The 26,012-nt window shown below is 68.5% G+C and carries 23 protein-coding genes; 13 read left to right on the plus strand and 10 right to left on the minus strand.

Annotation, left to right across the window (positions count from 1 at the left end; translation table 11 throughout):
• The first annotated feature begins 101 nt into the window (after window positions 1–101).
• From BMW75_RS05155 to BMW75_RS05165, 3 genes are read left to right on the plus strand one after another with little or no spacing between them, the layout of a single operon-like run.
• Complete coding sequence (locus BMW75_RS05155; RefSeq protein WP_092577538.1) at window positions 102–1,367, plus strand: flavin-dependent oxidoreductase; 1,266 nt, start codon at window positions 102–104, stop codon at window positions 1,365–1,367.
• Window positions 1,364–1,849: a DUF3237 domain-containing protein gene (locus tag BMW75_RS05160; protein ID WP_092577541.1), complete on the plus strand. Its 486-nt coding sequence runs from the start codon at window positions 1,364–1,366 to the stop codon at window positions 1,847–1,849. The genes BMW75_RS05155 and BMW75_RS05160 overlap by 4 nt, the downstream gene beginning before the upstream one ends.
• Window positions 1,850–1,893: 44 nt before the next feature.
• Entirely contained in the window at window positions 1,894–2,859 is a 966-nt protein-coding gene (locus BMW75_RS05165) for a Bug family tripartite tricarboxylate transporter substrate binding protein (RefSeq protein WP_092577544.1), read from the plus strand.
• Window positions 2,860–2,927: 68 nt separating this feature from the next.
• Here the strand turns inward: BMW75_RS05165 and BMW75_RS05170 are convergent, their stop codons facing one another.
• On the minus strand, window positions 2,928–3,743 hold the full coding sequence (locus BMW75_RS05170; RefSeq protein WP_092577547.1) for an aminotransferase class IV family protein: 816 nt from the start codon (window positions 3,741–3,743) through the stop codon (window positions 2,928–2,930).
• 132 nt (window positions 3,744–3,875) lie between these two features.
• On the opposite strand from BMW75_RS05170, the gene BMW75_RS05175 reads away from it, so the two are divergent.
• From BMW75_RS05175 to BMW75_RS05205, 7 genes are all read left to right on the plus strand, one after another.
• Window positions 3,876–4,802 carry a LysR substrate-binding domain-containing protein gene (locus BMW75_RS05175; protein WP_092578051.1) on the plus strand — a complete coding sequence of 309 codons (927 nt, stop codon included), beginning with the start codon at window positions 3,876–3,878 and terminating at the stop codon, window positions 4,800–4,802.
• 168 nt (window positions 4,803–4,970) lie between these two features.
• The gene (locus tag BMW75_RS05180; protein ID WP_092577549.1) at window positions 4,971–5,570 is read left to right on the plus strand and encodes a nitroreductase family protein; all 600 of its coding nucleotides are present in this window, start codon (window positions 4,971–4,973) and stop codon (window positions 5,568–5,570) included.
• Window positions 5,571–5,822: 252 nt separating this feature from the next.
• Window positions 5,823–6,650, plus strand: a complete 828-nt coding sequence (locus BMW75_RS05185; protein WP_092577553.1) for a lysozyme inhibitor LprI family protein — start codon at window positions 5,823–5,825, stop codon at window positions 6,648–6,650.
• A gap of 221 nt (window positions 6,651–6,871) precedes the next feature.
• Window positions 6,872–7,300 carry a VOC family protein gene (locus tag BMW75_RS05190; RefSeq protein WP_076519245.1) on the plus strand — a complete coding sequence of 143 codons (429 nt, stop codon included), beginning with the start codon at window positions 6,872–6,874 and terminating at the stop codon, window positions 7,298–7,300.
• A gap of 13 nt (window positions 7,301–7,313) precedes the next feature.
• Window positions 7,314–8,240, plus strand: coding sequence for a LysR substrate-binding domain-containing protein (locus BMW75_RS05195; protein WP_092577555.1), 927 nt, complete (start codon window positions 7,314–7,316; stop codon window positions 8,238–8,240).
• Between the two features lie 122 nt (window positions 8,241–8,362).
• Complete coding sequence (locus BMW75_RS05200) at window positions 8,363–10,444, plus strand: DUF4387 family protein (protein ID WP_092577558.1); 2,082 nt, start codon at window positions 8,363–8,365, stop codon at window positions 10,442–10,444.
• Between the two features lie 271 nt (window positions 10,445–10,715).
• Window positions 10,716–11,456 carry an META and DUF4377 domain-containing protein gene (locus tag BMW75_RS05205; protein WP_217646932.1) on the plus strand — a complete coding sequence of 247 codons (741 nt, stop codon included), beginning with the start codon at window positions 10,716–10,718 and terminating at the stop codon, window positions 11,454–11,456.
• Between the two features lie 25 nt (window positions 11,457–11,481).
• Here BMW75_RS05205 and BMW75_RS05210 read toward each other — a convergent pair whose 3' ends face one another.
• The 6 genes from BMW75_RS05210 to BMW75_RS05235 all read right to left on the minus strand — a co-directional run bounded on the left by BMW75_RS05210 (window position 11,482) and on the right by BMW75_RS05235 (window position 19,577).
• Window positions 11,482–11,925, minus strand: coding sequence for a CopD family copper resistance protein (locus BMW75_RS05210; RefSeq protein ID WP_076519249.1), 444 nt, complete (start codon window positions 11,923–11,925; stop codon window positions 11,482–11,484).
• Window positions 11,926–12,080: 155 nt separating this feature from the next.
• Window positions 12,081–14,543, minus strand: a complete 2,463-nt coding sequence (locus tag BMW75_RS05215) for a penicillin acylase family protein (protein ID WP_092577564.1) — start codon at window positions 14,541–14,543, stop codon at window positions 12,081–12,083.
• A gap of 269 nt (window positions 14,544–14,812) precedes the next feature.
• Complete coding sequence (locus tag BMW75_RS05220; protein WP_092577566.1) at window positions 14,813–15,145, minus strand: DUF4148 domain-containing protein; 333 nt, start codon at window positions 15,143–15,145, stop codon at window positions 14,813–14,815.
• A 298-nt stretch (window positions 15,146–15,443) separates the two neighbouring features.
• Window positions 15,444–16,529 carry a LuxR C-terminal-related transcriptional regulator gene (locus tag BMW75_RS05225; RefSeq protein WP_076519252.1) on the minus strand — a complete coding sequence of 362 codons (1,086 nt, stop codon included), beginning with the start codon at window positions 16,527–16,529 and terminating at the stop codon, window positions 15,444–15,446.
• A gap of 299 nt (window positions 16,530–16,828) precedes the next feature.
• Window positions 16,829–18,532 (minus strand): DUF6138 family protein, encoded by a 1,704-nt coding sequence (locus BMW75_RS05230; RefSeq protein ID WP_092577568.1) that lies wholly within the window; start codon window positions 18,530–18,532, stop codon window positions 16,829–16,831.
• Between the two features lie 70 nt (window positions 18,533–18,602).
• Entirely contained in the window at window positions 18,603–19,577 is a 975-nt protein-coding gene (locus tag BMW75_RS05235) for an AraC family transcriptional regulator (RefSeq protein WP_092577570.1), read from the minus strand.
• Window positions 19,578–19,743: 166 nt separating this feature from the next.
• Between BMW75_RS05235 and BMW75_RS05240 the strand changes: the two genes are divergently transcribed.
• Window positions 19,744–20,496 carry an SDR family oxidoreductase gene (locus BMW75_RS05240; RefSeq protein ID WP_092577573.1) on the plus strand — a complete coding sequence of 251 codons (753 nt, stop codon included), beginning with the start codon at window positions 19,744–19,746 and terminating at the stop codon, window positions 20,494–20,496.
• Between the two features lie 9 nt (window positions 20,497–20,505).
• Here BMW75_RS05240 and BMW75_RS05245 read toward each other — a convergent pair whose 3' ends face one another.
• The 3 genes from BMW75_RS05245 to BMW75_RS05255 are packed head-to-tail and all read right to left on the minus strand — an operon-like array spanning window position 20,506 to window position 23,720.
• Complete coding sequence (locus BMW75_RS05245) at window positions 20,506–21,588, minus strand: ABC transporter substrate-binding protein (protein WP_092577575.1); 1,083 nt, start codon at window positions 21,586–21,588, stop codon at window positions 20,506–20,508.
• Window positions 21,581–23,005, minus strand: coding sequence for a sensor histidine kinase (locus BMW75_RS05250; protein WP_092577577.1), 1,425 nt, complete (start codon window positions 23,003–23,005; stop codon window positions 21,581–21,583). Before BMW75_RS05250 ends, BMW75_RS05245 begins: the two co-directional genes overlap by 8 nt.
• Window positions 23,006–23,015: 10 nt before the next feature.
• Complete coding sequence (locus tag BMW75_RS05255; protein ID WP_092577580.1) at window positions 23,016–23,720, minus strand: response regulator transcription factor; 705 nt, start codon at window positions 23,718–23,720, stop codon at window positions 23,016–23,018.
• A 168-nt stretch (window positions 23,721–23,888) separates the two neighbouring features.
• Here BMW75_RS05255 and BMW75_RS05260 point away from each other — a divergent pair, with 168 nt between their 5' ends.
• Both BMW75_RS05260 and BMW75_RS05265 read left to right on the plus strand, forming a co-directional pair.
• Window positions 23,889–25,226 (plus strand): CitMHS family transporter, encoded by a 1,338-nt coding sequence (locus tag BMW75_RS05260; RefSeq protein WP_092577582.1) that lies wholly within the window; start codon window positions 23,889–23,891, stop codon window positions 25,224–25,226.
• A gap of 42 nt (window positions 25,227–25,268) precedes the next feature.
• Window positions 25,269–26,009 carry an SDR family oxidoreductase gene (locus tag BMW75_RS05265; RefSeq protein ID WP_092577585.1) on the plus strand — a complete coding sequence of 247 codons (741 nt, stop codon included), beginning with the start codon at window positions 25,269–25,271 and terminating at the stop codon, window positions 26,007–26,009.
• Window positions 26,010–26,012: the final 3 nt, after the last annotated feature.

Below are 26,012 nucleotides of genomic sequence, written 5' to 3' on the forward strand. Positions count from 1 at the left end.
TGCAGGCATTGTCGCCGCGCCACCGGATTGCGGGAAATCCCTCGTGCGGAAAGCCGGTCTATTTTGTTATGTTGCATAACAAATAAGACCAGGAGGTAGACATGCAAATCGTCATTGCCGGCGCCGGCATCGGTGGGCTGACCCTTGCCTTGATGCTGCATCGGCGCGGCATCGGCTGCCGCATCTATGAAAGCGCGCAGGAACTGCGGCCCTTGGGCGTGGGCATCAATCTGCTGCCGCACGCGGTAAGCGAGATCGAGCAACTGGGCCTGATGCCCGCGTTGGCCGAACGCGCCATCGAGACCTCGCAGCTCCACTACTACAACAAGTTCGGCCAGCCCATCTGGCGCGAGCCGCGCGGGCTGGAGGCGGGCTATCCGCTGCCGCAGTTCTCGGTGCACCGCGGCGAATTCCAGATGCTGCTGGCGCAGACCGTGCGCGACCGGCTGGGGCCCGATGCCATCGTCCCGGGGATGGTGCTGGAATCGGCCAACCAGGACGCGTCCGGCGTGCAGGCGCAATTTCGCCGCCGCGCCGATGGCGAACTGCAGACCGTGCGGGGCGACATTCTGGTGGGGGCGGACGGCATCCACTCGGCGCTGCGCCGCCAGTTGCATCCCGTGGGGGACGAGCCGCGGTTTTCCGGGCGCATGCTGTGGCGCGCGGTGACCGAGGCGCCGCCCTATCTGGATGGGCGCAGCATGTTCATGGCGGGCCATCAGGATCAGAAATTCGTCTGCTATCCGATCTCGGAACCGCTGCGCCGGCAAGGCCGTTCGCTGATCAACTGGATTGCCGAGCTGTCGATTCCCGGCGCGGAACTGCCCGCCACGGACTGGAACCGCAAGGTCGACAAGTCCGTGTTTGCCGACCGCTTCGCCGACTGGCGCTGGGACTGGATCGACATCCCCGCCATCATCGACGGCGCGCAGGCGATCTACGAATTCCCGCTGGTGGACCGCGATCCCCTGCCGCGCTGGACGCGGGGCCGGGTCACGCTGCTGGGCGATGCCGCGCATCCGATGTATCCCATCGGCTCGAACGGCTCGGCCCAGGCGATTCTGGACGCGCGCTGTCTGGCCGACTGGCTGGACCAGGCGTTGCGGGGCAAGGCGCGTTCGCCGGAGATCGCGCTGTTGGAGTACGAAGCCGAACGGCTGCCGCGCACCGCGGGCATCGTGCTGCGCAACCGCTTGAACGGGCCGGAGCAGGTCATGCAGATGGCCGAAGAGCGCGCCCCGGCAGGGTTCGCGGACGTGAACGACGTGATTTCGGGCGAGGAGCTGGCGGCGGTGTCGCTGCGCTACAAGCAGCTTGCGGGTTTCGACCCGGCGGCGCTACGCCTGGCCCGCGGAGAAAAGCCATGAGCGGCGACACTGCTGTCAACGAGATCCCGCCGCCCCGGCTGGAGCATGTGGCCACCGTGGTGGTCGACGTGGGCGCGCCGCAGGAAGTCGGCGATACGCCGCAGGGCCGGCGCCGCGTCATTCCCATCACCGGCGGCACGGTCGACGGGCCGCGCCTGCGCGGCAAGGTGCTGCCGGGCGGGGCAGACTTCCAGATCATCCGGTCGGCCACGTATACGGATATCCACGCGCGCTACGTGATCGAAACGCCCGACGGCGAACGCGTCTACGTGGAGAACACCGGCATCCGCACGGGCAGCGCCGACGACATCGCGCGCCTGGCGCGCGGCGAGGCGGTGGATCCCGCCCGCATCTATTTCCGCAGCTATCCGCGCTTTGAAACGTCGTCGCCCGCGCTGGGCTGGATGAACGAGAGCCTGTTCATCGGCACGGGCGCGCGGTATCCCGACCGCGTCGAGCTGCGCTTTTATCGCATTTGCTGACCCCGCGGCATGCGCCGCGGCATTAAAAAAACCAGGAGACAACCATGCAAACAATGCTGCGCCGCCTGCTGGGCGGATTCCTGCTGTGCGTGCCGCTTGCGGCGGCCGCGCAGTTCCCCAATGGGCCGGTGCGCCTGAACGTGGGCTTTCCGCCCGGTACGGGACCGGACATCGTGGCCCGGACCCTGTCCCAGCACATGGGACCGCTGCTGGGCGAAAGCGTGGTGGTGGAAAACAAGGTCGGCGCGGGCGGGCAGATCGCGGCGCAGACCGTGGCGCGCAGCCCGGCGGACGGGCAGACCCTGCTGCTGGGCGAGGTGGGCTCGATCAGCATTTCCCCCGCGACCTACCGCAACCTGAACTACGACCCGCCGCGCGATTTCGCCCCGATTTCCGAGGTGGTGCGCGCGGACTTCGTGCTGGTGGTGCCGGCCAGTTCGCCGTATCGGGACCTGACCGCCTTCATCGACGCGGCCAGGAAGGCGCCCGACCGCCTGAACTTCGCGACGTTTGGCGCGGGCACGCCGGGGCACTTCGGCGCCGAACTCTTTGCACGCGAGGCGGGGCTGAAGATCGAGGCGATCCATTACCGCTCGACCGGCGATGCGGTGTCGGGGCTGGTGTCCGGCGGCGTCCAGGCGGCCTTCGTGACGACCGCGCTGGCCGCGCCCCAGGTGCAGGGGGGCAAGCTGCGCGCCCTGGCCACCACCGGCGCGCAGCGATCGCCCGCCCTGGCCGACGTGCCGACCTTCGCCGAGCGCGGCTTGCCGGCGGTCAACTTCGGGGCGTGGTTTGCGCTGTTTGCGCCGGCCGGCACGCCCGAGGCCGTGCTGACGCGCCTGCAGGCGGACAGCGCGGCTGCGCTGCGTCAGCCGGCCGCCGTGAAAACGCTGGGGGACGCGGGCTTTGCCGTCGTGGGCTCGGATCGGCAGGCGCTGCAGGCCTTGCTGGCATCGGAATCGAAGCGCTGGGCGGAAGTGGTGAAGGCGACGGGCTTTCGGGCCGATTGATGCAACGCGCCGGACGTGCCGCGCCGAATCGGGCGCGGCCCGCCCGGCCGCCCGGCCGCCCGGCAGCTTCAGGGCGCGGCAGCCGGCTCGGCGGCATAGGCCTGATGCAGCCATTGCAGGAAGGCCGGCGCGGGCGGCATCCGGGCTTCCCCAATCCGGCTGACCGCCACCCCGGGCGTCCACGAGTTCATCACGGCCGCACCGCGCAAGCCGGGCAGGTCCGCCAGCGTGATCGCACGCGTGTGCTGGGGCACGCCCAGTCGCGCGAGCTGCCGCTGCACGATGCCCATCGTCGTGCCGCGCAGCATGGCCGCTTCCGGCCAGATCACCGCCGCGCCGTCCCAGAACGCCAGGTTCCAGATCGACGCCTCGCTCAGCCGTCCCTGGCGGTCCATGAAGGCCGCGTCATCGAAGCCCCGTGCGGCGGCCCGGCGCAGCAGATATGTCTTCGCGATTTCACCCACGTGCTTGACCTGCGGCAGCATGCGTTCGTGCTCGAACGCCGCCAGCGCCAGGGGGCCCGATGGCCCATCGGCAGGCGGGCTCGTGCGCACCAGGATGTCCAGCCCGGCGTCGGGGCCGGCCACGGTGAACTCGCCGGCCGGCGTGTAGACGGTGGCGACCAGCGAATGATCGGCGGGGCTTGCCTGGATCGCCGTGCGCAGACGGCGCCGCATCGTGTCGTCGGGCAGCGCGTGGCCGAACATTTCCATCGACGCCGACCACAGCCGGGCCAGGTGCAGGTCCAGCCCGCGCACCCGGCCGTCGCGCACCTGCATCGCGGTGAAGTGCGCGTAGCCCGCGAAGGCGAGCGGCCCCAGATCGGCGGCGCTCGCGGGCTGGCCGTTGCGGTGAATCACGAAAGTTGCCGGGCTGGCGGACATGGGAGACTCCAAGCGTGAAGGGGGACGATGCCGTCCCGCCGGTTTATCTTCAAGAATTCCTACTATCCGCGATTGCCAACGCCAGGGGAAACCAGTAGTTTTCAAGTCATCATCAAATCCGGCTTGAAGATCATGAACCGACTGCTGCCCGGCACGCGCGCATTGCGAACCCTCGAGGCCGCGGGCCGGCACCTGAATTTCACACGCGCGGCGAATGAGGTCGGGCTGACCCCCGCCGCCGTCAGCTATCAGATCAAAGAGATCGAAGACCAGCTCGGCCTGGTGCTGTTCACGCGCACCAGCCGGACCATCCGCCTGACGCCGGCCGGCGCCGTGCTGGTCGAGGCGGCGGGCGAAGCGCTGGACACCTTGCGGCGCGCCGCCGCGCGTGCGCGCAAGCTCGGCCGGGACGCGCATCACCTGCGCCTGTCGGTGGGCGCGCGATTCGCCACCAACTGGCTGCTGCCCCGCCTGCCGCAATGGCGCGCCGCGCATCCGGGGCTGGACCTCACCTTCGACATCAGCGACGACTTGCGGGATTTCGCGGGCGACGACGTGGACGTCGCCATCCGCTACGGCGCGGGCCGGTACGCCGGGGCGGTTTCGCATCGGCTGTTTGACACCGTGGTCGTGCCCGTGTGCAGTCCCGCCTTGCTGGCGCGCGGGCCCGCCATCGCCCGGCCCGAGGACCTGGCCGCCCACACGCTGTGCTACGTGGACTGCCGGCCCGGCGGTATCGTGTGGCCGGACTGGCCCATGTGGATGGTGGCGGCGGGCGTGCCGGACTTCGACGGCAGCCGCTGCGTGGCGTTCGCCGAGTCGAGCCACGTGGTGCAGGCGGTGCTGGAGGGCGGGGCGGCCGGCCTGGTCGAACTGGAGCTGGTGGACCGCGAACTGGAGCAGGGCCGGCTCGTCCGGCTGTTCGACGTGGGCGTCAAGGTCGCGCCGGACTATGCCTATCACCTGGTGTATCCCGCCGGCAGCCGGGACGATCCGCGCGTGCAGGCGCTGCAGGACTGGCTGGATGGCGAGGTCCGCCGCCGGCCGTCCGGGGCCTGATCCCAGCGATTGATTCGGCGCAGGTATGTGCACTTTTCCCGCTTTATTGCCATCAATGGAACAGTTTGTTCCGGCGAACGTGCGGCTGAACGGGTGTTCGTGTCATGGGTCAGCCAGTAGAATGCCTTTCATCGTCACCTCTATCTACTGGTCGAAAGGTCATATCTCATGAGCAACGCATATCTCGACGCACTCAAGAAACGCCGCACGCAGTATTCGCTGGGCCGCAACCTGTCGGCCTCCAAGGAAGAACTGACGGCCCTGATCCAGGACGCCATCAAGCACAGCCCCTCGTCCTTCAATTCGCAGAGCTCGCGCGCCGTGATCCTGTTCGGCGCCGAAAGCGACAAGCTCTGGAACCTGGCCACCGAGGAAGTGCGCAAGGTTGCGCCGGCCGAGGGTTTCGACAAGACCGAAGCCAAGCTCAAGAGCTTTGCCGCGGGCGTGGGCACGATCCTGTTCTTCGAAGACCAGGACGTGGTGCGCAGCCTGCAGGAAAAGTTTGCGCTGTACGCCGACAATTTCCCGGTCTGGTCGGAGCAGGCGGGCGGCATGGCCCAACTGTCGGTCTGGACCGCGCTGGCCAATGCCGGCGTCGGCGCCAGCCTGCAGCACTACAACCCGCTGATCGACGCCGCCGTGGCGCGCGAATGGAACGTGCCGGCGTGGTGGAAGCTGCGTGCGCAGATGCCGTTCGGCTCGAACGAAGCCGGCTTCGGCGACAAGCCCTTCATGGACGACGCCGAACGCTTCCGCGTGTTTGGCTGATCGCCCCGGGGCGTCCCGTACGCCCTGCATGACCGCGGTATCAGGCCCGCATTGCTCGCAAGAGGAATGCGGGCCTCGTTTTTGCCGGAGCCGGACGCGGCGGGTGGACGCCATTTGATCGGGCCTCCGGTTGGCAGGCCAGGTCCGCCACCGAGCGCGGCATGTTCGGGACAGACCCCGTTTCATGCCAGAATGGCGGGCACCTCAACCGCCATGCCCGGCGGCCCCGCCACTGAACCCAAGAAAGATCGGATGAAACCTGGAACTCCCGCGTTGCGCCTGTTGTCCCTGGCCGGGCTGTTTGCAGTGTCGGCCCCCGCGTTGGCCATCGATTGCAGGAAGGCCGCCACGGACGTCGAGAAACTGATCTGCTCGGACCGCGGCGCGGTCGCGGCCGATGCCGAGTTGAACCGGAACTACGCCGCGCTGCTCAAGCAGGCGCCCGACGCCGAGATCCGCGCGATGCTGGTGAACAGCCAGAAGCGCTGGCTGGTCGCGCGGGACAAGGCGCTGGAGACGCTGATCGACACGCCCGACGCGCTGCCCGACGGCAAGACCGCCGCCCAGGCCGGGCGCGAGCTCATCCGCGCGCGCAGCGCGCAGTTCAAGGAAACGGAAAAAGGCGACGCGGCGCCACGCATGATCCGCCGCGCGCTGGAACAACGGCAGTTCCTGGCCCAGTTCACCGGCGGGGCGTTCGCGGGCTATTGGACCTCATGCGACGTCCTGCCGCGCGACTACACGGATTACGCGTGCTTTGCGATTCGCCATTACCAGAACCACGACCACGTGTGTTCGATCGACGAGTCGTGGGCATCGGGCGGCGTGTATACCCGGCGCTACGTTGCCAATGTCTTGAACGGCAAGCCCAAGGTCGTCGCGTCCTGCTCCTACAACGATGCGGACCAGCCATGCTCCGACAGCGAAGGCAAGACGAAATGGAATCGCACGCCGGCCCAGCCGCAGTACGTGTATGCGTCCGATCCGCTGCCGAAGATCGACGGCGAGATTTACGACGCGGACGACTACGAATGGGTGCAGGCCTGCCTGGCCGACCCGGCGTATCCGGCCGCGAAGTAGCGGCGAAAGTGCCAGTGCGCCACCGTTCGCGGCACGACCTGCCGGGCGCCGCTCCGGATACCTGAGGTTCACTTCAGGCCCGCATTGCTCGCAAGAGGAATGCGGGCCTCGCTTTTTCCGGGGCCGGACGCGGCGGGTGGACACCATTTGATCGAGCCCCGGTTGATCCGCGGCGGATGGCGCTATAGTCAACCGAGCCTTTTCACCAGGACGGAGACCTCATGCAGACCCACGAGATCCATCGCGGCCGCCTGATCGATCACATCCAGCTCGTCGTGCGCGACCTGCCCGCCAGCCTGAGGTTCTACCAGGCCGTGTTCGACGCCCTGGAGGTGCCGATGGGCGGCACGGCGGACGATTACTTCTGGGCCGACGAACTGTTCGTATCGACGGCCGACAGCCAGGCCGCGCTCGGCCAGTTGACCGGGCGCCATCACCTTGCGTTCCAGGCGCGCGACGCCGCGATGGTGGATGCGTTTTACCAGGCGGCGCTGGCCCACGGCGGCAAGGACAACGGCGCGCCGGGATTGCGCGATTACCACCCCGGTTATTACGGCGCATTCGTGCTGGACCCGGACGGCAACAACATCGAGGCGGTGTTCCATGGCGCAGCCGAGCGCAGCGCGCCGTCGGTCAAGGTGACGTTCTGACCGGAGCCCGTCCGTGCAATTGCGCCACCTCCGGTATTTCGTGAAGATCGTCGAGGCGGGCAGCTTCTCCCGCGCGGCGGCGCTCATTCCGGTGGCGCAGCCGGCGCTCAGCCAGCAGATCGCCGCGCTGGAAGAGGAACTGGGCGTGGTGCTGCTGCACCGCAGCGCGCGCGGCGCGCGGCCCACGGCGGCGGGCGCCGCGTTCTACACGGAGGCGGCCTCCATCCTGAGCCGCATGGAGCGCATTCCGCAGATCGTCCGGTCGCTCGACGGCGAGATCCAGGGCGTCGTGCGTATCGGCATGTCGTCCACGCTGGCGTCGTTCCTGGCCGGCGAACTGATGGAAAAGTGCCGGGCCGTGCTGCCCAAGATCAGCCTGCGGTTCAGCAGCGACGCCAGCGGCCAGTTGGGCGCGCGCATCCGCGACAGCTCGCTCGACCTGGCGCTGGTGTTCGAGGACCAGCCGACCACGGGGTTCGCGCGCGAACCGCTGTTCCGGCAGCGGCTTTTCGTGGTCAGCCCGTGCAAACCCGGGCGACGGCTATCGGCCTTGCGGTTCGAGCGGCTTGCGGACATGCCGCTCATTCTGCCCGCGCATCCCAACATCACGCGCGGGATGCTGGACCGCCTGTTCTCCGAGGCCGGCATCGTGCCGCAGGTCGTGGCCGAGACCGAGGTGTTCTCCGGCATGCTGTCCGCGGTGCAGGCCGGCATCGGCCACACGATCCTGCCGCGGGGCGATTTTTCCGGCCTGCCCGGACGCGCCATGGTGTCGGCGGCGCTGATCGAGCCGCCGGTTTACCTGACGGCGGCGGTCATCGCGTCGGCCGATGTGCCGCTGGCCCCGCCCGCGGAGGCGGTGCGGGGGCTGCTGAGCGACGTCGTCATGCAGCAGGTGCGGGAAAAGGGGCTGGCGGGCGCGGAGCTGCTGACGCCCTGACCATATCGCCCGCCTATACCCGCATATCGACATAGTATTTTTTGGGCGCCCCAGACCGGCGCAAGCTTCACTCCCATGCAGGTTCCCCAACCTCGGCGGCCTGCGCGACAAGGAGAGTGACGATGGCAAAGCTGGTTTATCGCGTGGTGTCCGCGTGCGGCGCGCTGGGATATGGATTTCCCAAGGAATCGCTGCAAAAGGCCCTGGAAGGGCGCATCGACGCCGTGATCTCGGATGCGGGGTCGATGGACGCCGGCCCGTATTACCTGGGTACCGGAACCGAGTACTTTGAACGCGAAGCCGTGAAGGCGGACTTTCGCAACATGGTCGAGGCGGGCGAACGCATCGACGGACCGGTCATCCTGGGGAGCTGCGGCATGGCGGGCGGCAACCGCAACCTGGACTGGATGATCGCCGTCGCCAAGGAAGTCTTCGAGGAGCTGGGCGTGCGCGACCGCAGCGTGGCGGTCATCCGGTCCGAGCTGGATCCGGCGAGCGTCATCCGCGAATACCGGGCGGGGGCGCTGCGGGCCACGGGCGCCGGTCCCGACCTGGACGAAGCGGCGCTCGAAGAGAGCGTCATCGTGGGCCAGATGGGCGTGCATCCCCTCATCACCGCGCTGGAAAGCGGCGCCAAGTACGTGCTGGCTGGCCGGGCCTGCGACATTGCGCTGTTCGCGTCGGACATGATCCGCCGCGGCATCGATCCCGGCCTCGCGTACCACGTGGGCCATGTGCTGGAATGCGGCGCGCTGGCGTGCGACCCCGGGTCTCCGTCGGATTGTCTGGTGGCGGAGATCTATGACGACGGTACGGCGCTCTTCGTGGCGCCGGATCCGGCGCGGCGCTGCACGCCCTATTCGATCGCGGCGCATTCGCTGTACGAGGAAAGCCATCCCCAGCTCCAGTTCTACCCCGAGGGCATCCTGGCGATGGAACACACCGAATTCTTCGCGCGCGACGCGCGCACCGCCGGCATCCGCAACAGCCAGTTCGTGCATGCGGGCAAGCCATGGCCGTGGAGCATCAAGCTGGAGGGCGCGCGCTTGCTGGGCAAGCGCAAGGTGTCGCTGGTCCATCTGGACCCCGCCGACCTGCCGCGCGTCCCCGAGGACGTCCTGGTGTATGGCCGCAACGGCGTGCAGGCCACGCCCGTGCGGGACGGCGAAGAGGAGCTGGGCCTCATCGTGGAGACGCGCGCCGCCACGCCCCAGGCCGCCGAAACGCTGGCCAGCCTGCTCACCCACTACCTGATCCACTACGGGTATGCCGGGCGTAAGGCCACCGCCGGCAACATTGCCTATCCGCTGTCGCCCAATCTGGTGAGTTTCCAGCGCGAGGACGGGCAGTACGGCGCGGTCGTGCCCAGCGGCACGCGCGATCCGGTGTTCCAGGCGAATTACGCGATGATCAGGGAGGCGGTGATCAAGCTGGTGCAGGCGGAGTTTCCGGATGCCTTGCGCGACGCGGCCTGGCAGATCCATGAAGCCGGGGCCGACCGCCCGGTGGCGCTGCTGCGCACCATCGACCGCGATCCCGCCCGGCTTGCCGCGCGCCACCGCGCCGACCTGGACGGCCTGCTTGCGCTGGCCCCCGCCCGCGAAGGCTCGCGCATGAACCTGGACGCGGGCGACGCCTATGAATGGACGCTTTACCACCTGCTCCAGAACGAAGACCTGATCAAGCAGCGCATGTTCCCGATCACGTACTTTCGCGCCAATGGTTCTGCATGGACCGAAAGCGGGTCCGGCCGGCCCCGGTACGACGACATCGGCACCACACGCTACGAAGGCAACCTGGATGACCGCACGCTGTCGCTGATCGCCGACGCGCCGCCCGACGGCAGCCCCCAGCGCGAACAGCCGCTGCTCGACATGGCCGTGGTGATCCGCAGCAAGGACGCGGGCATCAACCGGCTCACGTTCGACATCGTGTTCAACTCCGCCGCCGACTACGAGGCCGCGCTGCGTTCCAACGTGTTCTGCCCCGCCAATGTGGCGCGGGTGCTCGGGGTGCCGCCCGAGCGCGTCGTCGGCGCGTTTTTCGTGGATAGCTGCAACGCGATCAAGCTGACGATCGACCGTCCGAATATCTCGGCCTCGCCGGACGAGCGCGATGTGTTCGGCGCGCAGCAGCAGGCCGTTATCGAGCGCCTGTCGATTCCGCACTACGCGGAGCGGCTGGCGATGGCCTCGGCGTTGTAGCGCGGGGTCGGCGCATGCGTGCGGCCGGCGGCGAAGGTGTCAGACTGTAATCGCTCGCCGGCCGCGCGCCCGCACCGCAAGATTTGGAAACTGTCTGGGTGGTGGTCCGGCATTTTCGTCCACGCCACGGACGTAGAATGCCGCTTTTCGATCAGGGCCATCCGGCTGACAGGAACCAATCATGAAAAAAACCATCCTTCTTGCATCCGTATGCGCCGCGCTGCTTTCCGCCTGCGCGCCCGCTACCTCTCCCCGCGAAGGATCGTCCGCCATGCCTGCTTCCGCCGTTACGCCGTCCGCCGCCGCCGAGACCCAGGCGACCCTGACCGCCTACCACTGGCGCCTGACCTCGGCCACCGATGCGGCGGGCCAGTCGATCGCCGCCCTCCAGAAAGGCATCGAGCACCAGGTGCGCCTGAGCTTCACGGCCGATGGCCTGAACATCCGCGGCGGCTGCAATGCGCAGTTCGGCGGCTACACCTACAAGAACGGGGTGCTGACCATCGCGAACCTGGCGTCCACGATGAAGGCCTGCGAACAGAGCCTGATGCAGCTCGACGCCGAAATCGGCCAACGCCTGAAGGGCGAGCTGCGCGTCGCGCTGTCGGGCGACAAGGCCGAGCCGGCACTGGAACTGACGGCGCAGGATGGCACCGTGCTCAAGTTCGTGGGCGAGCCGACGCCCGAGACGCTGTACGGCAGCACGGGGCAGATCATGTTCCTGGAAGTGGCCGCCAAGCGCGCCGAATGCAGCCATCCCATGATTCCGCACTACCAGTGCCTGATGGTGCGCGAGCGCAAGTTCAACGACGCGGGCATCGCGCTGCCGGCGCCGGACAAATGGCAACCGCTCTATCAGTCCATCGAGGGATTCGAGCACCAGGACGGCGTGCGCACCGTGCTGCGCGTCAAGCGCTATGACTGGAAGAATCCGCCGGCCGATGCGCCCTCCAAGGTCTACGTGCTAGACATGGTGGTGGAGCAGGACGCCTCGGGCAAGCAGGCCCGCTAGCGCATAGCGCACCGCACGGCCCGGCTCACCACGTCAGGTAGAACATCGCCTTCGCCAACACGACGATGGCGATCATGTGGCAGAAGACGCTCAGGTGCATGCGCCCCTGCACCGCGCCCGTCAGCCGGCGGCGACGGGCCAGCGCCAGCGCGCTCGCCACATGGACCAGCACGCTGAGCGCCAGCGCGATCTTGATCGACAGCAGCAGTCCGAAGGACGAAGCCCAGGGCGCGGACAGCGCGCCCCGGTGCTGCCACGCGAGACCGATGCCGGCCACGTACAGCACCAACACCGACCACGGCGCCACGCTGCGCACACGCGGACCGAGCTGGCTGCCCAGCGCCTTGCGCACGTCGGGCGGCAGGCGCCGCTGCACGGGCTCCAGGAACAGCACCTCGAAGGACACCGTGCCGACAAAAAGAAAGGCGGCAAGCAGGTGCAGGATGAGCAGCACGGGATAGACGGTCATGGCGGCGCCCGGGGTATGGCGGACGCGAGAGCGGCAGGGGCGCCGCAACGGCGCGGCGCCTGCCGCCCTGGTCCCGGAGGTTCCGCGGGACATTGTCCGCCCGCGGCGCGGCGGGCGGCATGACGAACATCAAGCCGGACGCCCGCGGCGTCCGGTCAGTTCCCCGCCGGCGTGAGCGTCAGCGTGTCCGAGCGCTGGCTGTCCACTTTCGCCCGGCTGAACGCCATCGGAAAGTATTCCCCGGTCGCCCAGCCCTTGAGCAGGTCCTGATAGTGCGGGCTGCGCGGATCCGCGGACTGGCCCGGCACGTTCTGCACGCGCGAGTTGTCCCAGTCGGACACGTCGATCACCTGCCGGTACGACGCGCCGCTGGTCTGGCGGAAATCGCTCTTGCGGAACGTGGCGCGATGCACCGTGTCGTTGTCGCCGCCGACCGGATAGCGCGGCGTGCCCCACGCCTTGGCGGTGTCGGGCGGCAGCAGGGCGGCCAGGCTGTGATCGAACTGGATGTGGTGCAGCTTGCCCCATTGCCACTGCGTCGAATCCGGTCCCATCTTGGCGCTGAGCTTCTGCAGCCCGTCCGCCAGCGCCTGCAGCAAGAGGGCGTCGCGGCCCTGTTCCGGCCGGGCGCCGAAGGCGGCATCGGGCGTGGCGAGTTTTTCCAGGGTTTTGCGGGTGGAAAGCTCGCCGAACGCCGCACGTCCGCTTGCCGGCACGTACAGGTCGGTCACGCGCTTGACGACTTCGGGCAGCCAGAACGCATAGACCGTCGCGGCCCGCGAATCGGTGTCCATGCGGTAATCCCAGTCCTTCAGCAGGCGCAACGCCGCGCCGACGTTGGCGTCAGCCGAGTTCAGAGCCTTGGCGTAGCCCCCCAGCGTACGGGCGGGAATCGACAGGTTGTCGAACTGCAGGTCCTGCGACTGCTGCACGGTCAGCCCGCGGCCTTCGGCCACCACCTCGCGGATGCGCTGGACGCGGTAGGGTTCGGCCCAGGTGCGGGCCGACATATCCCGGTAGGGGTAGTCCGCGGGAAGGTTGTACTCGTTGGCCGTGGCAACGTAGCCCTCGGGCGGGTTGTAGACGCGGGGCAGGGCGTTGCCGGGCAGCACGCCGCGCCATTCGAAGTCGCCGTTGCCGGGCACGGGCAACATGCCTGACCAGTCGTTGCGCGGACGGATGGGTGCGATGCTGCCGCCAAACCAGCCGATATTGCCGTCCACGTCCGCGTACACCATGTTTTCGCTGGGCGTGTAGTGCTTTTCCATGCCCGCCACGAACTCATTCCAGTTCTGCGCCTGGTTCAGCCGCAGGCTGGCCAGGTAGGCCGCCGTGCCCGGGAATTCCAGGTAGGCGGCGCGCACCGCGTAAGCCTTGCGGCGCACCGGGTCTTCGTGGATGACGGGTCCGTGGCGCGTGAACTTCAGGCTGCGCACGGCGGGCGCGGCGCCGCGCACCGGGATGGTCTCGTCGACCTGGCGCATCTTTTCCCACCGGCCCTGGTAGCGGTATTCGCCGGGGTTCGCGGGATTGGTGTCGTAGACGTAGAGATCCTCTTCGTCGGCGAATGCAAAGATGGTCAACCCGAACGCGATGCGGTCGTTGTGGCCCATCGAGACGCCGGGCAGCGACGGTTCGCCGGCGCCGATCACGTTCCAGCCCGGGGCGTTCAGGTGGACCATGTAGCGCAAGGACGGCATGGCGATGGATCGGTGCGGGTCGCCTGCCAGGATGGGCTTGCCGGTGGCGGTGCGCTCGCCGCTCAGGGTCCAGTTATTGCTTTCGTAGCGGGCGGCCAGGGGGTCGAAGCCGGGGTCCAGCGACGCGAGCCTGCCCTCGGACAGGGCGCTCGCCAGCCTGGCGCGGTCGTCGGCGGCGAGCGGGCTGCGCGGGAAATCGCCGGCCTCGAACTTCTGTCCGTCGCGCGCAAGCCGGTAAGTGGCCAGCACCGATTTGTCGATCTGGCGCACGTCCAGGCCGGCGGGAATCTGCAGCGCCAGGGGCGGCTCGAAGGTGCTCAATCCCTGCACGGTGTTCAGGCCCAGGGCGGCGATCCGCTCCGACATCCGGACCTCCTCGCTGAGGTTGCGCGTCAGGCCGTAGATGCGGATCAGCGAAGTCTCCGCGCTCCAGTAGCCGGGCTCGGTGCCCGTCAGCTTGAACTCCGGCGGCATCTGGTCGGGATTGGCCTTGACCCAGTTCACGTAGGCGTTGATGCCGTTGGCGAACGCGGTGAGGATGGCCTTGCCTTCAGGGTGGTAGCTGGCGAATTCCGCCTGCATGTCGCCGCGATACAGGAAGAGGCGCGCGGCGCGGTCCTGTTCGATGAAGCGCGGTCCGAACTGCTCGGCCATCTTGCCTTCGCCCTGGCGGCGCCACAGGTCCAGTTGCCACAGCCGGTCGCGCGCGGCGGAAAAGCCCTGCGCGAAGAACAGGTCCGCCTGGTTCTTGGCATAAATGTGGGACACGCCGTGCTTGTCCCTGACGATCTCCACGGGCTGCGACAGGCCCGCCATGGCAACCGTGTCTTTCTTGCCGCCGGGCGCGGCGCAGCCGGCCAGCACCAAGATCAGGCCACTTGCCAGCAATGCGGCGGCCCTGCGTTTGAACGTACGCATAGACTTCTCCTCCGGGTTATTGATTTTTTCTCTGCCCGCGGTACGCAGGCGCTGAAAGTCGCGCCGGACGCCACAGCAAGCAACGAGTAGAACTAAATCAGAAGCGGAGGAGGAACTGTGTCATTTGGCTAAATGTGGAAGGACCTGTAACGAGGTGGACGCACGGGGCGCCAAGCCGGGCGGGCAGCCCGGATAGGTTTGGTCACACCGACGACGCGCGGGCGCAACTGCGCGCGCGCGTCGTGGGCAGGGACGGTGCAGAGGCCGAGTCACCAGCGACGCTGCGGTTCCGTCTGGGACTGCGATGCCGGCTGCGACATGCCGCTGCCGTGGACGGTGCTCTGGTACTTGCGATAGTCGGAGATGTACACCGGACTGTTGATGTCCGGGGTTTCATCGCCAGCCCACTGGGCTTCCAGCCCTGACTCTCGCCATGCGGCGAGGTCGCGCTCGACGTCGGCGCGGGTGGGGGTGTAGTCGGGGGCGGGCGCGGCAGTGGTGGGCGCGGAGGCGGCCGACTGGGCGCCGGCCGTGCCGGACAGCACGGCGAACACCGCCAGTGCGACCGGGACGAGGGCGCGGAATGTCAGGTCAGGCTTCATGGATGACTCCTAGGGGTACAGGGGGGAGACGCAGCATTGGGGCCGGTGTCCTCGAAGCGCGCGCCGTGGCGCGGCGCTGGCCGAAGATAGCTGCGGACCGGATACGCGACGGTCATGGTCCGGCGCGGCGCGCTGGCGCGATGGCCTGTTCGGCGCGGGGGGGCAGGCCGGGAGGGTGACCCGGCGGGGCGCGGCGGCCCGGGTCTCATGCCTTTGTGCTCATCGTAGGACCGCATGGGTGCAGCCCGCATACTCAAATTTGAGTACGCTCCCGGCGGCCTCGGCCGTCGTCCTGCGCCTACAGCAGCGAGGCGAGCCTCACCAGTTCGGACTGCCGGCTGCACTCCATCTTGGTAAGCAAAGAGGCCACCTGCTTGCGCACGGTAAGCACCGAGGCATGGCGCAGGGTGGCGACTTCCTCGACGCTGTGCCCGGCGGCCAGGCCCGCCAGCACCGCGGCCTCGGCATGCGTGATGGAGAACACGGATTGCAGCTTGGTGACGTCGGGCATGGCGAAAGCGCTTTTCTTGCGCAGGCGCACCAGCAGCATCCTGCCGCCGATCAGGCTGAGCGCCTGCGGCGCCGCGCTGATGTCGACCCAGAACAGTTCGCCCCAGCCGGAGGCCGTGGCCATCGAGCGCATCTGGCCGTCGCGCGCCACGGCGGCGCAATGCGCATCGAACAGCCGCTGCACCTTGGCATCCGCGTGGCGCAGCCTGCGGCCATGCAGGGTCCAGCCGTTGGTGTCGCCCAGGTAACCGACCGCCAGCGGCGACAACTTGTCCACCATGCAATCCATGCTGATGAGCAGCACGGCTTCCTGTACTTCCGAGAAGGCGCTTTCCAGCGATTTCCAGCCGATGGTCCGGTTGCGCTCGCGCAGCGCCAACTGGTTGCGCAGCGTGCGAAAGTACCGCGCATAGTCGCCGGATTGCAGCCGCTCGCTGGCCTTGAGATCGACGGACGACCGCTGAAAGCCGATGGCGGCGTGCAGCACGGTGTTGGATTCGATGATGAGCGCCAGCACTTGCGCCATGCGGTGTTTGGTCATGAAGTCCGCGTAGAACTCGGTGCGGCGCAACTGGGCCGCGTCGTACATGCGTGCGGTGTCCAGCCAGGTGCCCGCGGGCGCGTTGCGGGAGTCCTGTTCCACGATGTCGCAGCTGAAGTAGTGCGCCTGGTAATCCGCCGCGCACGCATCGGACAGCCCGATGGCCGACAGGGTCAGCAGCTTGTTCCGGGCATCGAACACGATGAGGGCGCCGCTGTCGGCGCCGACCAGGTCACGGGCCGTGCTGAGGATGTCGGCCCATGGCGGATCCGGGTCGGTCAGATGGTCCACGGCCTCGACGGCGCGGCGCATTGCGATTCGATGATCGGGCATGGCGTGCCTCCAACTCTGGTTCAGACGTAAACGTTGCTACGTGTCACAGATGGTGGTAGGTGGCGCCGGCCTGTCAGGGATGGCGGCGCACCGCTGCTGCGGATCAAAGCGGCTGGGCGCGCCGCGCATGAACGCGTGATCGGCAGCGGGCCCAAGCGCAAATTATCGTCGCAAATCCTCGCGGACGGCGAGATTCCCTGCGAATACAGGCCATGAAAATCGGGGCGGCGCGCGTGGTGATGCGGCGATACCGGGATAATTCAACCGGCGCGCAACGGCGTTGCGCGCACGCCGCCCGGCTAGGGCTCCAGCAGCCGCAGCAGCGGCGCCTTGCGCGCATCGTCGGCCTTGCGCGCCAGCGCGGCCAGCTTCTTGTCGGAACCGAACAGCCGCGCACGCACGTGTGCACGCACATGCGCTCGTTCGTGCTCGGGCAGGGCGGCAAGCGCGTCGGCCAGTAGTGTCAGTGTCTGCGCATCGTCGACCGCGAACCTGGCGGGCAGCTTGAAGCCGTCGGTGCAACGGCGCAGGCACGCGACCGCGGTGGAGACGGTGTCGGGCGTCAGGCCATGGTGTTCAAGAAAGACGGCGGTATAGCGGTCCTGCACCGACTGATGTTCGTCATCCACCTGATCCATGTAGTGCCGCAGCAGCGCAAAGCGGCTGGCGTCGGCCAGGCCCAGCGCAAAGGCGGCATAGGTGCCGGACAGGCAGGCCTTCTCGGCTTCGGCGTCGGTATACCACTCGTAGGGTTGAATCGCGGCGCAGGCATAGGCCTGCAGCGCGTCATGCGCCTGCGGGTGCTGCGCGGCGTTGGCAAAGAAGCGGTGCATGTCTGACCGGGCGAGGCCCTTGACCGGCAGGTAGTGGCGCGCCGTGCTCTTGAACGCGATGCGGTAACCGGCGGGAAAGCCTGCGCGCAGCAGGCGCGTGATGAATGCCAGCGACCGGACGTAGGCAGCCGGCGTTTCCTGCCGGATCGCGATGGTCACGGTGGCGAGCACGTCGTTGGCCGCGCAATCCACGAGTTCGTCCGTCAGCCGGGTGCATTCGGCCGGATGCGCGCCGCTGCCTTCGGCCAGCATGGCCGCCGCGCGCGCGCTGCCCAGGTCGCGCGCGATTTCCAGAAATCCCAGGCCGGTGGGACGCGCATAGCCGGGCTCGTGGCGCAGGATCAGCGTCGCGGCGTAGAGCAGCAGGTCGATGCCGCGGTCCTCGGGATCGAGCGCGGCGCCGGGTTTGCGCGCATAGATGTTCTGGCGGAAGGGGTCCTGCGAGACGTCGATGTAACGCGGCAGGTACTGCTGCTCGGACCAGCAGCGCAGCGCGTGGATGAGGGAGCCGCGCAGCTCGGCCAGCGACGGCTGTCCCGCGTTCAGGGCGAGCAGGCGCTGGAAGATGCAGACCAGCCGCGCGTGGTCCGGTTCGGGAAAGAGGCGCGCATCCAGCAGGTGGCCGCACAGCAGGCTGACATGCAGCGCATCGGTGGGCTGGCTGCCATTGAGCACGGCTTGGTCGATGTACTGCGCCACGCGCTCGCGCAGCCACTGCTGCTTGTGCGCGTCGGTGTGGTCGACCAGCGTCAGGCGCAGCCGGCCCCCGGTCGTGGGGAACTGCGCGCGAAAACGGAAGTGGTGATTCAGGTGCGGCTTGCCGGCAAGCCGGGCGATGCGTTCGAGCACGGCCTGGCGCAGCACGGGCGCCAGGGACTCCTGGACCGCTTCGGGGCTGAGCGGACCGCCGCCGCCCTCGGCGTGCAGCCCGTCCTCGTCGTCCGGCTCCCATCCCGGCATGACATCGAACACGATGCGCGTGGGCTCGTATTCCAGCAGGATCTCGCTGTGGATGCCGGCTTGCAGCGGGGTGCGGGCCACGATGGCATCGACGTCCTCGCGCGCTTGCAGCTTGTCGAACCAGCCATGGATGGCGGCGAGCGCTTCATCCTGGATCTGGCGGGCGGTCTTGTGATGCACGCCGATGGCGCGGGATACGTCAGAGCTCATGATGCATGGAGTGGCTGCAAGTGCGCGAAATGCTACACGATGCGGCGCAAGCCCTGGGCATCCGGCAATTTCAATGCGGGGCCGCGAACTCGCCGATGGCGACGGCGGGCGACAGCGCGAACGACGCCTTCATGTCGCGCACTTCCTCGACCGGCGCGCGGCCGAAGAAGCGCTTGAACTCGCGGCTGAATTGCGACGCGCTCTCGTAGCCCACGCGGGCCGAGGCCGACGCGGCGGTCAGGCCGTCGCGGATCATCATGAGCCTTGCCTGGTGCAGCCGCGTCGACTTGATGTACTGGATCGGCGAGGTCTGCGTGACCGCCTTGAAGTTGACGTGAAAGGCGGGCACGCTCATGCCGGCCTCTTGCGCCAGGTGCGTCACGTCCAGCGGCTGGGCGAAGTCGGTATGGATGCGGCGCAGCGCCCTGGCCACGCGCCCGAAGCGTCCCTGGTGCGCCAGCGCGGCGCGCAGCGCGCCGCCTTGCTCGCCGCTCAGGACGCGAAAGCCGATCTCGCGCACCAGCGCCGGGCCGAGGACCTGGGCATCGAGCGGACTGCACAGCGCGCGCAACAGGCGCACCGTGGCATCGGCCAGTTCGCCGGACAGCGGCGTGGACGCGATGCCCAGCGGCGCGTGATCGCGGGACGCGCCCTCGCGGGGGCCGCCCTCGCGCCGCGCGGCGTCGTGCGCGTCGATCGCCAGCGCCAGGTCCGCCACCGTGGCCAGGTCCAGCCGGATGGAGACGGCCAGCAGAGGCTCTTCCTTGCTGGCCTGCGTTTCCGTGGAGAAGGGCAGGGGCACGGACAGCACCAGGTAGTGCTGCGCGTCGTAGACATAGACCTCGTCGCCCAGGAAGCCCAGCTTGCGGCCCTGGCACACGATGACGATGCCGGGTTCGTAAAGCACCGGCGTGCGGCCCAGCGGCCGGTCCGACCGCATGAAACGCACCCCGTCCAGCGCGGACAGGCTGTATCCCTCGTTGGGCGCCAGGCGCTCGACCAGGGCGATCATCTCTTGCGACAGCGGATTGGGCGGCAGTGTCATGGGGCATCCGTGATTCGGTTTCCGGTTCCGGGCATTCTACCGGTCCGCGTCCCCGCAAAAAACGGCCTTCAATAGGAATGGGCAAGGGTGCGATAGGGCCGGGTATTCGCGCGAGGCGGCGCCGTCCTTAGCATTCCAGTCATGGTTTCAACTTAGGAGAACGACCATGACCACGACGCAATCCCAACAATCCCGTCAATTCAAAGTGGTGCTCATCACGGGCGCCAGCAGCGGCATCGGCGAGGCCACCGCGCGCCTGCTGGCCGCGCAGGGCCACCGCGTGTATGCGGGGGCGCGCCGCACCGACCGGCTGGAACGGCTGGTGCAAGAGATTCAGGCAAAGGGCGGCACGGCGGCGTTTCGCGCGCTGGACGTCACCTCGGCCGAGGACATGCAGGCCTTCGTGCGTGCCGCGGAAGCGGCCTACGGGCCGGTCGACGTGATCGTCAACAACGCGGGGGTGATGCCCCTGTCGCCCTTGTCCTCGCTGAAGGTGAACGAGTGGGACCGCATGATCGACGTGAACATCCGCGGCGTGCTGCACGGCATTGCCGCGGTGCTGCCCGGCATGGAAAGCCGGGGTCGGGGACAGGTGATCAACGTGTCGTCCATCGGCGGGCTGAGCGTGTCGCCGACGGCGGCGGTGTACTGCGCGACGAAGTTCGCGGTGCGCGCGATCTCGGACGGCCTGCGCCAGGAGACCGACAAGATCCGCGTGACGGTCGTCTGCCCGGGCGTGGTCGAGTCAGAACTGGCGGACACCATCACCGATGACACCGCGCGCGTGGCGATGCAGGAATTCCGCCGCGTGGCGCTGCACCCGGACGCCATCGCCCGCGCCATTGCCTATGCCATCGATCAGCCCGACGACGTGGACGTCAGTGAAGTGGTGGTGCGGCCGACGGCCAGCCCGTATTGAAGGGCGGCGTCAGCGCGGCGGCAGGATCGCCGCGCGCCACAGGTCCAGGAAGTGGCGCTTTTTCAGCGGGTCCAGGTACACCAGCAGGCCGACGCCCAGCGCCATGGGCCGCACGCCGGCCGCGGGCACGACCGAAGCGCTGACCGGCCGCATGCCGGAGACCCGCGCCAGCGTTTCCTGGCCGCGCGCGGACAGCAGATAGTCGAGAAACAGCGCGCCCAGGTCGCCGCGCGGCGCCTGCCGCGGAATGATGGCCGAGCGCGACAGCATCAGCGTGTAATCCTGCGGATAGATGATCGCGAGCGGCGCGCCCTGGTCGATGCGATGCCGGGTATAGGATTCCAGCAGGTTGTAGGCCAGCGTGACGTCGCCGCTTTCCAGCTTGTCCAGCGCATGTTCGGTGGACGCGTGAAGCGTCACGCCGTTGCGTCCGAAGGCGGCAAGGAGCGCGCCCGCCATGCTGTCCAGGCGCGTGTCCTGCGTGGCGGCCAGATAGCCGATGCCGCTGCCCTGCACGTCGTAGGTGGAGATCCGTCCGGCCAGCGGCTGGTCGGGCGCCTGCAGCAGCGACAGCAGTTCGCGGCGGGTGTGCGGCGCGCGGGCGGCGTCGAGCCTGCGCGTGTCGTAGACCATGACGATGGGATCGGTGCCGATGCTGAACACTTCGTCGCGCCAGTTGGCCCAGCCGGGCAGGGACCGCGTCTGCGGCGAGACGTGGGGACGCGCATAGCCGTCGTTGACGAGCTTGGTCTGCAGGTCCATGGCGCTGCTGATGACGAGGTCCGGCCCGGACGGCACGCCGGGCGCCTTGGCGGCGCGGTCCACGGCGTCGTTGTAGAGATCCTGCGTGGACAGTTCGGTGTATTCCAGCCGCACGGACGGGTTCAGGCGGCTGAACTCTTCCAGCACGCCCCGAAACACCTCCACGCTGTTGGACGCATGCACGACCAGCACATCGCTGCTGTCGGCGGGACCCAGCACCAGGCCGCCGTCGCTCACTTGCGCGGCGTGGGCCGTGGGCGCCAGCGCCACCGCCACCGCCAGCGCGGCGCTGGCGGCCAGGACGCGCAGGAAGGACAGGGCGCTACGCATGGCCGGCGCTCGCAGGCAGGGTGATGACGGCGTCCAGGCCGCCGCCCACGCGGTTGCTCAGGCTGAGGCTGCCGCCGTGGATGTCGACCACCCGTTTGATGATGGACAGGCCCAGGCCGGCGCCGGGAGAGCGGGGGTCGGGACCCCGCGCAAAGCGCTCGAATGCGGTGTTGGCCAGCGCGGGCGGGATGCCCGGGCCCTGGTCGGACACCATGATGCGCCAGCCGCCGTCGTGGCGGTCCAGCCGGACGTCGATGTGGCCCGCGTCGTTGGCGCCGTGGCGCAAGGCGTTGTCGATGAGGTTCTTGAAGGCTTCGCGCAGCATCAGGCTGTCGCCCGGCACGCGCGGGGCGTCGCCGGCGCCGGCGGGCGGCAGGTGCAGGCGGACGTCGGGCTGCGGGTCGGCTTGCGGCACGGTGTCGTACACGGCCTGGCTCAGCAGCTCGGCCAGGTCGACGGGCTGGAACTGCCTGACGTTGCTGCGATGGATGACGCTGGCGTCGCTGAGCAGCTGGTTGACCAGGCGCGAGAGCTTTTCGGCGTTGCGCAGCACGGCCAGCAGGCTGCGGCGCTGCTCGGCCGGATCGTCCTCGTCCAGCGCCACCTCCATCTGCGCATGCAGCGCGGCCAGCGGCGTGCGGAGCTGGTGCGCGGCTTCCGCGATGAACAGGCGCAGCGTGTCCAGGTTCTCGGACAGCCGGGCCATGAAGCCGTCCAGCGCGTGCACCAGCATGTCCAGTTCCTCGGGCACGGGCGCGGCGATGGGATGCAGGTCGGACGCGCTGCGCCCGGCCAGCTCGCGCTCGACGCGCCGGATCGGCGCCAGGGAGCGCCGCAGGCCCCAGTACGCCAGCGCCAGCGCGGCGGCGGCAAATCCGATGAGCGCCAGCGTGCCCTGCCACAGGATGCGCCGGGCCAGCGCATTGCGCGCCTCGCGCGTCTGGGCGACCTGGATGATCGCGGTTTCGGTCTCGCGCGGGCCGGCGATCTTGCGTTCCATCCAGGCGATGCGCACGGGCTCGCCGCGGTAGGCGGCGGCGTATAGCTGCGGGGTGCTGGCGTCGCCCTGGCCGCGCGCGGGCGGCGCAGGCAGGTCGCCGTATCCCGAGATGAGCGCGCCGCCGCCGGCGGCGACGCGGTAGAAGACGCGGTCGCGCGGCGCCTGTTCCAGCAGGGCGAGCGCCGCATACGGCATGTCCATCTGCCAGGCGTCCTGCACCAGTTGCAGGCTGTCGGCGATCGACAGCGCGGAGGCGCGCAGAAGCTGGTCGTAGGTGGTGTCGGCCGTCTGGTTGGCGTAGCCGCGCACCAGCAGGAAGATCGCGCCCAGGCCCACCGCGAACAGCGCCAGCAGCACCGTCAGCAGGCGGCGGCGGATGGAAATGCGGCGGGGAGGCGGGGTGCGCGGCCGGTCCATGTGTCGGCGCCTAGGCGCGCGGCGTGGCGGCCGGATCCCCATCCGCGCCGCCCGTCGCCGTCAGCAGGTAGCCCGTCCCGCGTTGGGTCTCGATGCGCAGGGGCGACCCTTCCAGCTTTCGGCGCAGCCGGGCGATATAGACCTCGATGGCGTTGGGCGCGGCGTCGTCGTCGAAGGCGAACAGCTTGTTCGCGATTTCCGTCTTGCTGACGGCGCGGTTCATCCCGGCGAGCAGGATTTCCAGCAGGCTGAATTCGCGCTTGGGCAGGTCGATGCGCCGGCCGGCCAGCGTCACCTGGCGCGCCGCGCTGTCGATCACCAGGTCGCCGAAGCGCAGGGTGCCCGTGGCTTGCGGGCTGGGACGGCGCAGCAGGGCGCGGCAGCGGGCTTCCAGCTCGCGGAAGTCGAAGGGCTTGGCCAGGTAGTCGTCCGCGCCGGTATCCAGGGCGTGGACGCGGTCTTCGATGTCGATGCGCGCGGTCAGCGCCAGCACCGGCGTCTTGCTGCCGCGGTCGCGCAGCCGGTGCAGGATGTCGAAGCCCGACATGCGGGGCAGGCCGATGTCCAGGATGACGAGGTCGAAGGTCTCGTATTGCAGGACGCCGTCGGCGCAGAGGCCGTCGCTTTGGCAGTCGACCGCATGGCCGAGACGGCGCAGCCGGCGCACGAGTGCGTCGGCCAGATCCTCATCGTCTTCGATCACCAGGATGCGCATGCGGCGATTGTCGCATGGTGGACTGCCCCCCCCCCCACGCCGCGCACGCATCTGCGCAGCCAACAAAAAGCGACAGGTTCCAGACAGCTTTTCTTCCTAGCCTTGCGGTCTTGCTTCCCAGGCCGGAGGCACGCACACATAACAACGACTAGCTGGAGATAACCCCTCATGCTTCTGACCCTGCTTGGCTTCGGCATGGTGATCACGTTCATGACGCTGATCATGACCAAGCGCCTGTCGCCTCTCGTCGCGCTTATCCTTGTCCCCATTATCTTTGCCCTGCTGGGCGGCTTCGGCGCCGGCATCGACAAGATGATGCTGGACGGCATCCGCAAGATCGCGCCTACCGGCGTGATGCTGATGTTCGCCATCCTGTACTTCGGCGTGATGATCGACGCCGGCCTGTTCGACCCGATCGTCGGCCGCATCCTGCGCGCGGTGAAGGGCGATCCGCTGAAGATCGTGGTGGGCACGACGGTGCTGGCGCTGGTGATCTCGCTGGACGGGGATGGATCGACCACGTACATGATCGTGGTGGCGTCGATGCTGCCGCTGTACCGGCGCCTGAAGATGAACGCGCTGTCCATGACCTGCCTGGCGATGCTGGCCAGCGGCGTCATGAACCTGACGCCGTGGGGCGGGCCGACCGCGCGCGCCGCCAGCGCCCTGCATGTGGACGCGGGCGACATCTTCGTGCCGCTGGTGCCGGTAATGGGCGTGTCCATCGTCGCCATCCTGGTCCTGGCGTTCTTTCTTGGCCTGCGCGAACGCCGCCGGCTGGGCGTGCTGTCCTTGCCCGAGGGCGCGTCGCTGCATGCCGGCTACGACGAGGACGGCCCCAAGAACCTGCCCGAGATCGAAGTCGATCACGACCTGCGCCGCCCCAAGCTGCTGTGGGTGAATGCCGGCCTGACGCTGGCGCTGATGGTGAGCCTGGTGCTGGGCGTGCTGCCGCTGCCCGTGCTGTTCATGATCGCGTTCGCCGTGGCGCTGATCATCAACTACCCGAACCTGGCCGAGCAGCGCCGCCGCGTGGCGCAGCATGCGGGCAACGTGCTGTCGGTCGTGTCGCTGATCTTCGCGGCGGGCATCTTCACCGGCATCCTGTCGGGCACCGGCATGGTCGAGGCCATGTCGCGCAGCCTGCTCGCCGTGATCCCGGACGCGCTGGGCCCGTATCTCGCGGGCATCACCGCGCTGGTCAGCCTGCCGTTCACCTTCTTCATGTCGAACGACGCCTTCTACTTTGGCGTGCTGCCCATCCTGAGCGAAGCCGCGCAGGGCTACGGGATCACGCCCGTCGAGATGGCGCGCGCCTCGCTCATCGGCCAGCCGGTGCATCTGCTCAGCCCGCTCGTGCCGTCCACCTATCTGCTGGTCGGCCTGGCCGGCGTGGAATTCGGCGATCACCAGCGCTATGCGCTGAAGTGGGCCACGATGGTTTGCCTGGTCATGCTGGCGGCCGCCCTGGCGTTCGGCCTGTTCCCCCTGGTGGGCGCCGCCTGATCTCCCGCGGCGCGAGCCGCACGACTTTCAAAAGGAAGAACCATGGCTTTGCGCATTGCCTACGTCACCAGCGGCATGGGCCACACGGGCACCGCGATCTGCCAGGCGCTGCATCGCGCCGGGCATCGCGTGGTCGCGGGCTGCGGGCCGCGCTCGTCCCGCAAGGACCACTGGCTCAAGGAGCAGAAGTCGCTGGGCTACGACTTCATCGCCTCGGAAGGCGACGCCACCGACTGGGCCTCCACCGAGGCCGCGTTCGCCAAGGTGCGGCGCGAGGTCGGCGAGATCGACGTGCTGGTCAACAACGCCGGCTCCATGCTGGACATGCGCTTTCGGCAGATGACCCACGCCGACTGGTCCGCGGTCCTGCGCAGCAACCTGGACACGCTGTTCAACAGCACCAAGCAGGTGGTCGACCGCATGGCGGACCGCGGCTGGGGGCGCATCATCAACATCGGGTCGGTCGCGGCCGAGAAAGGCCAGATCGGCCAGATCAACTTCGCCACGGCCAAGGGCGCGGTCATCGGCTTTACGCGGTCACTGGCCCAGGAGGTCGCGGCGCGCGGCGTGACGGTGAACCTGGTGTCGCCGGGCTTCATTGCCGACGACACCGTCCGGGCCTTCCCGCCTGCATTGCTGGACCGCATCGTGGAAAGCGTCCCGGTCGGCAGGCTGGGCACGGCCCAGGACCTCGCCGGGCTATGCGTGTGGCTGGCGTCGGACGATGCGGCGTTCGTCACGGGCGCCAACTACGCGATCAACGGCGGCGTGTACATGAGCTGAACC

The sequence above is a fragment of the Achromobacter sp. NFACC18-2 genome (genome assembly GCF_900108985.1).
Classification (GTDB): domain Bacteria; phylum Pseudomonadota; class Gammaproteobacteria; order Burkholderiales; family Burkholderiaceae_B; genus Achromobacter.